This window comes from Gloeocapsa sp. PCC 7428 (assembly GCF_000317555.1).
GTDB lineage: Bacteria > Cyanobacteriota > Cyanobacteriia > Cyanobacteriales > Chroococcidiopsidaceae > Chroogloeocystis.
The window spans coordinates 5,047,086-5,059,308 of record NC_019745.1; the positions used below are offsets into that span (position 1 = coordinate 5,047,086).

Here is a 12,223-nt window from a genome sequence, read left to right on the forward strand (position 1 = left end):
CCAGGGTACGGCTTATTATAGACACAATAGACTACTTTGAGAATTATTCAGTACTAAGTTACTTCAATTTATTCAGTTTTAAGGATCTTAATAGTATTAGACGCTGCTCGCTACGAAAAAGATTCTACTCAGAGGAACAAATCTCGGTAAGACTGAGGCAAGGATTGGGCGTATAGCTTGGTAATAGGTAACTGGTAATAGTAACCAACATAGGATTAATAACTCACCTCTCACTCCTCACCCATCCCAACACTAACGTTCACGTCAAAGATATGTGGGTAACACTCCTTCACAATTACGGCTGTTCCCACTGTGGGAGTTGTTTGCATAAAGTTACATTAAACATAACTATATGAAAGTTTATGTAAGGGCAGATAGCCCTACTAAACAAGCTCGGTAAAGGAAACCACGATGTTTGAATACTTTACAGATAAAGCCATCAAGGTCATCATGCTATCCCAGGAAGAGACACGTCGCCTGGGACACAACTTGGTAGGAACCGAGCAGATTCTTTTAGGCTTGATTGGAGAAGGTACGGGAGTAGCAGCAAAAGTGCTGACCGAGCTAGGAGTATCCCTCCAAGATGCACGCACAGAAGTAGAAAAAATTATCGGTAGGGGAAATCGATTCGTCCCCGCTGAACTTCCTTTCACTCCCAAAGTTAAGCGTGTTTTTGAGCAAGCTCTAGCTGAAGCTCGGCAACTCGGAAACAACTACATTGATACAGAACACATTCTCTTAGGATTACTTCGCGAAGGCGACGGCGTAGCAGCGAAAGTGCTGAGTAATTTAGGTATTCACCCCGAACAAATTCGCACCGCAGTCATTAAAAAGCACGGAGAAGTAGCAGCGGTGTCTGTGGGTAATACCGACCGCCGTAGTGGTCGCACTGCAAGTAAAACAGCGACTTTAGATGAATTTAGCACCAATTTAACAAAGCTCGCCGCCGAAGGTAAGCTTGACCCTGTTGTGGGGCGCGAGAAAGAAATCGAACGCGCAATCCAAATTCTCGGACGGCGGACGAAGAATAACCCCGTGTTAATCGGCGAACCTGGTGTTGGTAAAACCGCGATCGCCGAAGGACTGGCACAACGAATTGTTAATCAAAACGTTCCTGACATCCTGGAAGATCGCCAAGTCGTCAGCCTAGACATGGGCTTACTGATTGCGGGTACACGCTTTAGAGGTGACTTTGAAGAACGCATCAAAGCAATCATGGAGGAAATTCGCGCTGCGGGTAACATCATCTTAGTGATTGACGAAATTCACACTTTGATCGGTACTGGTGGTGTTGAAGGTGGTATGGATGCAGCGAACATCCTCAAGCCAGCCTTAGCCCGTGGTGAATTGCAGTGTCTCGGTGCTACAACACTCGATGAATACCGCAAGCACATCGAACGCGATGCAGCACTCGAGCGTCGTTTCCAGCCAATTATGGTTGGCGAACCTTCGGTAGATGAAACGATTGAGATTCTGCACGGTTTACGCGCTACTTACGAACAACATCACCGCGTCAAAATTACTGATGTCGCACTCGAAGCTGCTGCGAAGCTATCAGATCGTTACATTAGCGATCGCTTCTTACCCGACAAAGCCATCGACTTGATTGACGAAGCAGGTTCGCGCGTTCGTTTGAGAAACTCGCAAGCATCCGTGACCAGTGAAGTCAAGCGCGAATTAGTCCAAGTATCGCGCGCTAAAGAAGCCGCCGTTAGAGCACAAGACTTCGATAAAGCAGGACAGCTGCGCGATCGCGAGTTAGAACTCGAAGCCCAAATCAAGGCGATTGCTGAAAATCAAAACAAGGATGTCAACACTCCTGTTGTCGATGAAGAAGACATCGCGCAAATCGTTGCTTCGTGGACTGGCGTACCCGTTAATAAGCTGACCGAAACCGAATCAGAATTGCTGTTGCACTTAGAAGACACCCTACATCAGCGGATTATCGGTCAACAAGAAGCTGTCACCGCAGTTTCGCGAGCAATTCGCCGCGCGCGAGTCGGCTTAAAGAGTCCCGATCGCCCGATTGCTAGCTTTATCTTCTCAGGTCCTACCGGAGTTGGTAAAACCGAATTAACCAAAGCGCTTGCTTCATATTTCTTCGGTTCAGAAGAAGCGATGATTCGCCTCGATATGTCCGAATTCATGGAGCGCCACACAGTTTCCAAGCTAATTGGTTCACCTCCAGGATACGTTGGTTACGACGAAGGCGGACAACTCACCGAAGCAGTGCGTCGCAGACCTTACACTGTAGTGCTATTCGACGAAATCGAAAAAGCACACCCTGATGTCTTCAACATGATGTTGCAAATCATGGATGACGGTCGCTTGACGGATGCCAAAGGTCGCACAGTAGACTTCAAGAATACACTACTGATCATGACTTCCAACATCGGCTCGCGAGTCATCGAAAAAGGTGGTGGTGGTATAGGTTTCGAGATTGCTGATAGTCAAAGTGAGTCTAGCTACAATCACATTCGCAATCTAGTGAATGAAGACCTCAAGCAACACTTCCGCCCTGAGTTCCTCAACCGCGTAGACGATATCATTGTCTTCCGTCAGTTGAGCAAAGCAGAAGTCACACAAATCGCCGATATTCTGTTACGCGAAGTTTCCACACGCTTAGTAGAACAAGGAATCGAGCTTGAAGTGACCGCTAAGTTCAAAGATCGCGTAGTCCAAGAAGGCTACAACCCCAGCTACGGTGCAAGACCATTACGTCGCGCCATCATGCGACTACTTGAAGACAGCCTAGCTGAAGCAATGTTAGCAGGTTCAATCAAAGTTGGAGACACAGCGATCGTTGACATTGACGATCGCGGCGAAGTCAAGGTAGAAAAAGTAGCAAACAAAGAGTTGTTACTATCTTCCGTCAGCTAATCACCTAGCATAGTTTCTCAAACCCCCAGCGTGAACACTGGGGGATTTTTTATATAGCAATCTCCATCTCAATAACCCCCGCAATGCACTGGCTCCTCTGTGGTTCGTTAAAGTAAATAATAATATTCCAGTTGCGTTAACCAAACCCCTGCTGCTATGAGCAAACGAGATCTCAAGTCTGGGAAATTTGTTACCGATTCCGAGCCAGTCATCAGTAAACCAATCAGCATTCGTCTTCCACCGAGTTTAGAAGCCGAACTACGAGCCGTTGCGGGTGATGCAGTTGCGCCTTGGATACGAGAAGCGATCGCCGAAAAATTGGCACGAGACAAACAATAGAAAAAGACAAGCAGTTTGCATGAATCATAAATACGCTACAACTCCCTTCAAGGCTACCCAAACGATGTATGCCGCCACATATTAATATTGAGAGTTTGTTTAGGTGTGCATTTATTCGTCAAGCATTCATGTAAGATATCTATTTTTATCTGTATGACAAGAAAAAGCGCCCTTGTTACAGAGCGCTGATTAAGCAATCATAAAAGACAAAACTTTTAAGACGACTTAGCTATTAATTGCAGGTGCAGTCATTGCAACTGTTACTGCTTCACCTGTCGCTAAATCAAGTGGGAAATTATGTGCGTTGCGCTCGTGCATCACTTCCATACCCAAGTTGGCGCGATTCAACACATCAGCCCAAGTGCTAATCACACGTCCTTGCGAGTCGAGAACCGACTGATTGAAGTTGAAACCGTTTAAGTTGAATGCCATCGTACTGATACCTAAAGCGGTAAACCAGATACCAACTACGGGCCAAGCTGCTAGGAAAAAGTGTAAAGTACGACTGTTTGCTGTGGTTCCTAAAATCACCTCGTTTGTGCGTCCAACTAGGCGACCAAAGTAGCCGTGAGCAGCGACAATATTGTAAGTCTCTTCTTCTTGCCCGAACTTGTAGCCGTAGCTTTGAGACTCAATTTCAGTCGTTTCGCGTACCAGAGTTGAGGTGACTAGCGAACCATGCATGGCACTAAACAGCGCACCACCGAAGACACCTGCGACTCCTAGCTGATGAAATGGGTGCATCAAAATGTTGTGTTCAGCTTGAAACACCAACATAAAGTTGAAAGTACCACTAATACCTAAAGGCATTCCATCCGAGAAGCTGCCTTGACCGATAGGGTAAATCAAGAATACTGCGGTAGCAGCGGCGACAGGTGCAGAGTAAGCAACAGCAATCCACGGACGCATCCCTAGACGGTAGCTGAGTTCCCACTCGCGTCCCATGTAACAGAATACGCCAATGAGAAAGTGGAAAATCACCAGTTGGTAAGGACCACCGTTATACAGCCACTCATCTAAACTTGCAGCTTCCCAAATTGGATAAAAATGCAAGCCGATCGCATTCGAGGATGGTACAACCGCACCAGTAATGATGTTGTTGCCATACAACAGTGAACCTGCAACAGGCTCCCGAATTCCATCGATATCAACGGGAGGTGCAGCAATGAAAGCAATAATGAAACAGGTGGTTGCAGCAAGCAATGTTGGGATCATCAACACCCCAAACCAGCCTACATAAAGGCGATTATCGGTGCTAGTGACCCAATTGCAAAACTGCTCCCACAGATTAGCGCTTCCGCGTCTCTGTAGAGTCGTTGTCATGATGTTGGATGATGACGTTAAGGTTTACAGTCAGTTTTCTATTTAAATTAATTAACTGACCTGTTAGTTAATATGCCGCAACGAAGTTTTTTTGTCAACACCCAAGTGTAATTTAGTTATAAAAAAGTCTCAAAGCTTTGACGGAAAAGCATTTCAGCACCTATGATCGAACAGGATGATACGTTAATGGTGTAAAAAAGTCGTAGTGGTCACTAAAGCAGGAAAAGCAGCCAAACAGGTTCGAGATGCAGAGGCGACAAAAACAGCGATACTCGATGCAGCCGAAGCAGAATTTGCGCAATACGGTTTAAACGCGGCGAAGACAGAAGAGATTGCGGCGAAAACAGGCGTCACCAAGGCGATGATTTACTACTACTTCAAAAGTAAAGAAGATCTCTACGTTGCTGTGTTGGAGCGTGTTTTTTTTGGTAGATACATGGATTCCATTCAGCCAGAGGAACTTGAACAGTTACCACCTGAAGAAGCATTAGAGAAGCTCATCCGGCGACAAATCGCGACTGATTTCCACCATCCGCACCTTAACCCGATTCAAATTCATGAAGCGCTGCAAAATCAGGGTAAGTATTACAAACACGTTCTCAGTAGCGATCGCGCACAGCAGGTTTTTGGTATTGTCACAAGAATTTTAGAGCGGGGAATCGCCGAAGGATGCTTTCGCAAACTTCATCCACAACATACTGTCATGAATATCTTAGGAGCTTGCAATTTCTACTTTACTGCCTACGAGAATTTTAAGTACCTTTGGCAAGGCGCACCATTGCTTGATCCAGAAACAGTAGAACAACACGCTCAAGAAGTCGTAGATTTAATTTTAGCTGGCGTTAGAAATTACGAGATAAATAAGTAACTATAAACATAATATTTTTGATGTACGTAGTCATAAAAAAACTCTACGAAAATTTCTTTTCTTTGTGAACTACCCTGCGGCAAGGCTGCGCCAATGTGGTTCGTCGCAAAAAATCCTCCAACCAAAACAAAGCTGCTATATTATTTTGCTCTCTCTAAAAGCGCGATCGCTACCAGGAAGATATTCATTTCTTGAGATGTACAGAGCGCCCCAAAAAAAACAAAATTCGGGTATCTACCCCGCAACAACTCCGGTTTACCCTACTCATCATAATCTACTAGTTCGGCATTATAAAGATGTGCAGCCAATATGATTAAACCTAAGAGTAAGAGAGAGTTTAGATATGGCACTGATTCGTTGGCAACCTTTTCAAGAAATCGAAATGCTACGCCGTCAAATGGATCAAGTGTTTGACGAATTAGCAGGTAGCAATCAGCAATTAGAGACATTTTGGAAGCCAGCAGTAGAGTTAAAAGATACTGAAGATAACTTAATTCTGCGGGCGGAAATTCCTGGAGTAGAAGGCAAAGATTTAGATGTTCAGGTAACAAGAGAAGCTGTAGCAATTCGCGGTGAATATCGTCGCGAAAAGCAAGCTCAAGAACGCGGACTTTTCCGCAGTGAATTCCGCTATGGTAAGTTCCAGCGTGTCGTCGGTTTACCTGTTGCTATTCAGAACGATCAAGTACAAGCTGAGTTCAAAAATGGCATTTTGACCTTAACACTACCCAAAGTGACAGAAGCGCGTCGTAAAGTTGTTAAAGTCAATATTGCAGACGCTTCTACTGCTGCTCCAGAAATTGCTAACGAGCCTGATACTAATGGTCATGTAGACAAAGCTGAACCAGCAGCCGTTTAGTCGTGCAATAACGCTCAATTATTGAGCCAATGATGTCATAACTTAATCAATTGCTGAGTTGTATGAGATTCTCTCGATATGGCTCAGCATTTTTTTATGCTGATTTGGATAGTATAGCCATTTGAAATTTTATAGCGGTGTGACATCATGAAAACGCGAATAATCAAGATGGCGATCGCCATCCAAAGTCCGCAACATGATATCAACAAACCGCATATTCCATAAAATATCGCGTGCAATATAGACGTGACGCGCGTGAATTGTTTGGGAAACCGTCTCATCGATGCCAATTAGTGTAATGATAATTGAGGCTTCTTGTTGCGCAAGGATTTCGGGTGTAGCTTTATACAAAGGGCTAGATTCGTCAATAGGATGCATCGCTGTCCAAGAAAGCGCAAAGCTAGGATTTTGACTGCGTACAAGCGGTAGATCGTAAACTCTTCGCATAGATAGCCCTTCCGCGTTCACTTCATCTCGCGCTAAACGGACGCGCAATTCAGCCTCTAAAATCTGATTGCGGCGCTTATTGGCGGTGCGAAACATCAGCGTAGGGACTCCATCATACAAATCTACCACTGCTACACGGCTGAAAATGACTCTGGCGGTAGGTTGTGACAAACGCGCAAACGCTAATCCTGTCCCCATTGCTAACCCCATCAAGCCGAGTAAAGATTCAATCGTCACTAGAATGTTGGCATAAAGCGTTTGCGGGTACATTGCACCATAACCAATCGACGCCATCGTTTGGATGCTAAAAAAGAAAGCGTCAAAAAAGTTACCAGGTCGTGCATTTGCAATTCCATTACCTCCTACCAAGTAAGCTAAGGCAAAGAAAGTATTAGCAGTAATGTAGCCTAAAGTAACGATCGCCAAAAACCCAGTCCAAGGAACCGTTAGCAATAAATGGTATGGATCGCGCCAGTAGGAATACCATTTACCACTACCAACAATATTTAACCGCCCGTCCTTATTAACAATACGTACTACACGAGATGAACGACGCTTTTTTTGGGTCATGAGTCGCCCCTACTGATTTTAAGTGCATTTAGCTGCTTTAAACTGCGATTTGATGACTATGCTGTGAGTTATCGACGATCTCTGCGGCGAGGCGATCGCCGTTTAGAACCACCAAAAATGCGACTGAGGAAGTTAGAACGCTGACGACGAGGGCGCGTACTCGTTTCAGATTGTTCGTCGCTAGATTTCAATCCTTGTTCTGCACGGGCTTCAGGAGTTAAAGGAACAGCATTTTTAGCAGGAACGATTCCCGAACCAAATCTTCTAGCATAAACTTGAGTAAATTCTGCACCTAAAAGTAGAATTTGGGAAGCATAGAAAACCCATACAAGAACGACGACAAGCGATCCCGCCGCACCATAAATCGAGCCAAGACTGCTATTACCGATGTATTGACCGAGTAAAAATCGACCAACAGAAAATAAAAATGATGTGATAATTGCACCAATCCAAACATCGCTCCAAGCAATTTTTACATCTGGTAAAATCTTGTAGATCGCTGCGAATAAAAACGTCGTAACAACAAAACCAAAAACAAACGAAAGCAACTGTAAAAACGAACTCAAAAAAGGAAACCAACTACCAAAAAGATTGACAATTGCTGCCAAAGCTGCACCAAGTACGAGCGAAACGAGAAGCAAAAAGCCAATTCCTAAAATCATGGCAAACGATAAAAAACGGTTGCGAATGACAACCAGTAAGCCTTGATTTGGCTTGGGCTGCACTTCCCAAACGGTATTGAGCGCATCTTGTAATTCAGCGAATAATCCTGTCGCACCAAAAAGCAACACGACAAAGCTAATCGCTGAAGCAAACGTTCCTTCGGCTGGTTGACTGGCGTTTTCAATTGCTGTTTGAATAAATTCGGCTCCATCTCTGCCTACTAAACCTTCAATCTGGGTAACAATTTCATTTCGCGCCGCCTCTTCACCAAAAACCGAACCAGCGATCGCAATGACGATAATTAAAAGAGGTGCAAGCGAAAACATCGTGTAATACGCAAGCGCGGCGGCGATGCGCGCTACCTTATCCTTATTCCACTCGGCGAAGGTTTCTTTTAATAAACTGATAATGACTTTAATGTTCACAAATACATCTCCTTAGCGTTGGATATCGCCTGAAAATGAGTAGTTAGACATGAGTTTAAAAAACCTTAACTATAACAATGGTCAAGAGGATTAGCACATCATTAAAGTTTTGAATTTTGAATTGTTCGCCGTAACGAAGGCATGAGCATTTTTTAACTCATTCATACAACATTCAAAACTTAACATTCACGGGTAAGATCTGCTTTACCCCTTAAGCTCAAAACTGTTTACGAGTAACTCGTCATCTCCCTGACCTCTACGACATATGCGCTGATAATATCTGATTTCTTTAATTGTTATTCTTGTTGCAGAATACATTTACACAAAGCGCCTAAGAAGTATTCGCCATTACTTCCCAACAGTTGAATTCTCGCTTGAACAAACCAGTAGTCTTGTCAAGGATTCAATCGTTTTTTGCGATCTTTCCCCACACTTGAGGAGAGTCAGAGGAGGCGGGAGGCTGCTAAACAACTCAAAGTCCTCTACACTTAGGAGATTTTGAGGCGAGTTATTGCGCCAGCGGTCTAATCTGTCAGGAGTAATATTACTGCATAACCAAATGCACCGAGCACAAATGCCCAAAAGCGACTTTCGCGTTCTTCTGGTAGTTCTTCTTTCAGGACATTAAGAATAACTCCGCCACCAACAAACGCAAACAGTGCGCTAACTGCCATTTCCTGAATTTCCGTTGCTTGTCCGACACAGTAGCCTAAAATAATTGCGATCGCCAGTATCCAGCGCCCTATGCGGTCATAGTCATGCTTGTGATTTTCGCGTAGACCGTGATCGTTAACAATAAAATGTAGCGCCATAGCAAAGGAGAATAGCAATAGACTCACAAATTCTGGCTCTTGTCGATGAACGAGCAAATAGCCAATGAGCGCGTTATAAAGCGAAAAGGAAATGATGTGAATCCAAAAGACATCCCAGCTAGTCGTATCTTTTTTCCCCGCTTTACGGTTACTCCGACGTGACAGATTTGCCGCACGCTCCAAGCCATAAAATGCAGCAAGACCAAAAAGCGCAACGAGATAAACGTGATCTTCAAAGTAAGCAAGAATGCCGTTAGTGCTATGCTCAAACGCGTGTTGTCTTTTGTTGAGTTCGGGTAACAAATGCACAAACACATAAGCAACCGAAACGCCTCCCGCCATTGATAACCAACGACTGCGGGGAATAGTATCAAGAAAGCGCAACTTTCCAGCAAAGATATGTACAAAAGCAAGTCCGACTGCAAGCAGTGCTGCTAAGAAATTCATATTTTCTGCCTTTTGGAGCTTTCCCACTGATCAGCGTAGGATGGCAAAACCATGTACTTCTATTTGATTACGTACTTTTTTGCAGCTTGGCAACCAGCTTAGGGGATATTTCAGAGTTATAAATTATAAATATTTAGGTCAATGAGGGAAACTATAGCGATATTACAGAGTCAAGATATAGGGGGTTTTAGCAAATACTACAGATTAAGAAGTAGTGTCATTGATTTATTGTTATTTATATGCATAAACAACTGCTACTAAAAAGACGTCATTTTTTAATGGGTTTAGGTGCATTGACTGGCATGGGAGCCTTTACAACAGCTTCTCAACTTAGACACTTAAATCTGCTTAGTCCAGATACTTCGGCAGATCCTAGTGTTGCTTTAGCAGCAGAAGCGATCGCTTTACGCGCCTCAGCCAGAACAAAAGGATTACTTTTTGGTGCAGCGGTAAATTACAACAATCTTTCCTCGGATCAAGCCTACGCTAATCTTGTTGCCCAACAGTGTGGGATTCTAGTACCTGCAAACGAACTAAAGTGGCAAGTGCTTCGCCCTAGCCCCAATCAATTTAACTTTACGCGCGCAGACTGGATGGCGGGTTTTGCGCGACGCAATGGGATGTTATTTCGCGGACATACGTTGGTATGGCATAACGGTTTACCCAATTGGTTTGCTAAAACTGTCAATAAACAAAACGCTGAAAAATTTTTGCGCGAACACATTTCTCGCGTTGCTGGACATTACGCCGGACGAATGCACTCTTGGGATGTGGTAAATGAAGCAATTGACCCGCGCGGGCAACGCGGTGATATGTTACGCAATACACCATGGTTGCGATTTCTAGGACCCGATTACATCGATCTTGCGTTTCGGATGGCAGCTGAGGCAGATCCCCGCGCGATATTAACGTATAACGATTTTGGCATCGAGCATGATACTCCGCAAGCCGAAACGAAGCGCGCTGCGGTACTGAGATTATTAGAACGCCTCAAGTCCAGAGGGACTCCGATTCAAGCCTTAGGTATTCAAGCACATCTGTTCGGTCATCCTGATGGTGTCAAATTTACGCAAATTCGTAGATTTCTACGTAATGTTGCAGATCTAGACCTAGAAATTATGATTACAGAACTCGATGTCAACGATCAGCAGTTGCCTCGAGATCCGGCACTTCGCGATCGCGCCGTTGCTAATGTTTATGCAGACTTTCTTGAAGTAGTACTCGACCAACCCGCAGTCACCGCTGTCATTACTTGGGGAATTAGCGATCGCTATACGTGGCTATCAAGTACAAAACCTCGCAAAGATGGGGCGGGATTGCGTCCTTTACCTTTTGACGCGCAACTGAAACCGAAACCCGCATGGCAATCGCTAACAAGTGCGATCGCCCAAGCGCCGACGCGTCCATCACAACCAGGATTACCCACTCCGACAACGTTTGCTGATATTCAAGGTCATTGGGCGCAGCGTTATATTCAAGCCTTGGCTGACAAAAATATCATTAGCGGATTTCCAGATGGTACTTTTAAACCCAACGCACCTGTCACTCGTGCGGAATTTGCAGCAATTGTTACCAAAGCTTTCCCAAAAGCATCGCAAAACAACGCTAGTATCGAATTTGTCGATGTTCCTCAGAGTTTTTGGGGATATAGTGCGATTCAAACGGCGGTGCGAAGAGGTTTTCTTGTCGGTTATCCAGGAAGAATTTTTCAACCTAGTCAACAGATTCCTAGAGTTCAAGTTATTGTAGCGCTAACAAGTGGTTTAAATCTCAGTAGTGACAATACTAGCGTGCTTTCTTATTACCAAGATGCCGCACAAATTCCTACCTACGCGATGAATAAAGTCGCAGCCGCAACGCAACGGCAGATGGTTGTCAACTACCCTACCGTACGACAATTAAATCCTAACCGCATTGCAACTCGCGCTGAAGTTGCCGCTTTTGTCTATCAGGCTTTGGTAGATGCAGATCAAGCTCAATCTATTAATTCTCCCTACTTAGTACAAGTGTAAATAGTGTCGCGATGAAAAATGATTTATCTCTATTAAAGAGAGGTTTTACTTCTTCAGTTAGAGATGCGTAGATCCTGCGAATATTGCTGAAGATTGATTTAGAACTTGGTAAAAATTGATAACTTCATTTATAGATGAGTTTACTGAGCTACATCAAACCAATAGCACTTTCAATTCAACTATAACCACTACTTACCATCAAGTTGACCCACGTATGAAACCTTCCTTTTCCAAAACAGTTGGGGCAAGTATTATCGCCCTGAGTGTAGCTGTTGCCCCTTTATCGCTTCCTGCTAACGCCCAAACAACAACTAACCCAAATACAACAACGACAACAACTGTTCAAGAAACAAGAGACGATAACAATAACTGGGGGTGGTTGGGACTCCTTGGCTTGATCGGTCTTGCTGGTCTATTTCGCCAACCGAAACGTACTGTTGCTTACAGAGACCCCGCCGAATCTGGAACTACCACTACAACTCGATATTAAGGCAAATAAGAGGAGTATTTAAGTACTCCTCTATCATTACAAAAGTAGGTTGAATTAAATCTCTATCAGTGAGTTTTTTAATCATCTT

10 protein-coding genes are annotated in these 12,223 nt (G+C 44.2%); 6 read left to right on the forward strand and 4 right to left on the reverse strand.

Features of this window, described 5'->3' with window-relative positions:
• The first annotated feature begins 411 nt into the window (after nucleotides 1-411).
• The gene (locus GLO7428_RS22250) at nucleotides 412-2,880 is read left to right on the forward strand and encodes an ATP-dependent Clp protease ATP-binding subunit (RefSeq protein WP_015190842.1); all 2,469 of its coding nucleotides are present in this window, start codon (nucleotides 412-414) and stop codon (nucleotides 2,878-2,880) included.
• 156 nt (nucleotides 2,881-3,036) lie between these two features.
• Nucleotides 3,037-3,219, forward strand: a complete 183-nt coding sequence (locus tag GLO7428_RS22255) for a hypothetical protein (RefSeq protein WP_015190843.1) — start codon at nucleotides 3,037-3,039, stop codon at nucleotides 3,217-3,219.
• Between the two features lie 225 nt (nucleotides 3,220-3,444).
• On the opposite strand, the gene psbA is transcribed toward GLO7428_RS22255, so the two are convergent.
• On the reverse strand, nucleotides 3,445-4,542 hold the full coding sequence (gene psbA / locus GLO7428_RS22260; RefSeq protein ID WP_015190844.1) for a photosystem II q(b) protein: 1,098 nt from the start codon (nucleotides 4,540-4,542) through the stop codon (nucleotides 3,445-3,447).
• 205 nt (nucleotides 4,543-4,747) lie between these two features.
• On the opposite strand from psbA, the gene GLO7428_RS22265 reads away from it, so the two are divergent.
• Together GLO7428_RS22265 and GLO7428_RS22270 are read left to right on the forward strand one after the other, a co-directional pair.
• Nucleotides 4,748-5,410, forward strand: coding sequence for a TetR/AcrR family transcriptional regulator (locus GLO7428_RS22265; RefSeq protein ID WP_015190845.1), 663 nt, complete (start codon nucleotides 4,748-4,750; stop codon nucleotides 5,408-5,410).
• Nucleotides 5,411-5,753: 343 nt separating this feature from the next.
• Nucleotides 5,754-6,269, forward strand: coding sequence for an Hsp20/alpha crystallin family protein (locus GLO7428_RS22270; RefSeq protein ID WP_015190846.1), 516 nt, complete (start codon nucleotides 5,754-5,756; stop codon nucleotides 6,267-6,269).
• 129 nt (nucleotides 6,270-6,398) lie between these two features.
• Here the strand turns inward: GLO7428_RS22270 and GLO7428_RS22275 are convergent, their stop codons facing one another.
• The 3 genes from GLO7428_RS22275 to GLO7428_RS22285 all read right to left on the reverse strand — a co-directional run bounded on the left by GLO7428_RS22275 (nucleotide 6,399) and on the right by GLO7428_RS22285 (nucleotide 9,633).
• Complete coding sequence (locus GLO7428_RS22275; RefSeq protein WP_015190847.1) at nucleotides 6,399-7,286, reverse strand: ion channel; 888 nt, start codon at nucleotides 7,284-7,286, stop codon at nucleotides 6,399-6,401.
• A 68-nt stretch (nucleotides 7,287-7,354) separates the two neighbouring features.
• A complete protein-coding gene (locus tag GLO7428_RS22280; RefSeq protein WP_015190848.1) occupies nucleotides 7,355-8,374 on the reverse strand; it encodes a YihY/virulence factor BrkB family protein in 1,020 nt (339 codons plus the stop codon).
• A 524-nt stretch (nucleotides 8,375-8,898) separates the two neighbouring features.
• Nucleotides 8,899-9,633 carry a hypothetical protein gene (locus GLO7428_RS22285; protein WP_015190849.1) on the reverse strand — a complete coding sequence of 245 codons (735 nt, stop codon included), beginning with the start codon at nucleotides 9,631-9,633 and terminating at the stop codon, nucleotides 8,899-8,901.
• A 239-nt stretch (nucleotides 9,634-9,872) separates the two neighbouring features.
• On the opposite strand from GLO7428_RS22285, the gene GLO7428_RS26980 reads away from it, so the two are divergent.
• Entirely contained in the window at nucleotides 9,873-11,645 is a 1,773-nt protein-coding gene (locus GLO7428_RS26980) for an endo-1,4-beta-xylanase (protein ID WP_015190850.1), read from the forward strand.
• Between the two features lie 214 nt (nucleotides 11,646-11,859).
• Nucleotides 11,860-12,135 carry a WGxxGxxG family protein gene (locus tag GLO7428_RS22295; protein WP_015190851.1) on the forward strand — a complete coding sequence of 92 codons (276 nt, stop codon included), beginning with the start codon at nucleotides 11,860-11,862 and terminating at the stop codon, nucleotides 12,133-12,135.
• Nucleotides 12,136-12,223 lie beyond the last annotated feature (88 nt).

Bases quoted from the DNA above. Each gene is read 5' to 3' on its own strand.
- GLO7428_RS22275 (WP_015190847.1), bottom strand. From the start codon at position 7,286: ATGACCCAAAAAAAGCGTCGTTCATCTCGTGTAGTACGTATTGTTAAT.
- GLO7428_RS22255 (WP_015190843.1), top strand. From the start codon at position 3,037: ATGAGCAAACGAGATCTCAAGTCTGGGAAATTTGTTACCGATTCCGAG.
- GLO7428_RS22295 (WP_015190851.1), top strand. From the start codon at position 11,860: ATGAAACCTTCCTTTTCCAAAACAGTTGGGGCAAGTATTATCGCCCTG.
- GLO7428_RS22270 (WP_015190846.1), top strand. From the start codon at position 5,754: ATGGCACTGATTCGTTGGCAACCTTTTCAAGAAATCGAAATGCTACGC.
- GLO7428_RS22285 (WP_015190849.1), bottom strand. From the start codon at position 9,633: ATGAATTTCTTAGCAGCACTGCTTGCAGTCGGACTTGCTTTTGTACAT.
- psbA (WP_015190844.1), bottom strand. From the start codon at position 4,542: ATGACAACGACTCTACAGAGACGCGGAAGCGCTAATCTGTGGGAGCAG.
- GLO7428_RS22250 (WP_015190842.1), top strand. From the start codon at position 412: ATGTTTGAATACTTTACAGATAAAGCCATCAAGGTCATCATGCTATCC.
- GLO7428_RS26980 (WP_015190850.1), top strand. From the start codon at position 9,873: ATGCATAAACAACTGCTACTAAAAAGACGTCATTTTTTAATGGGTTTA.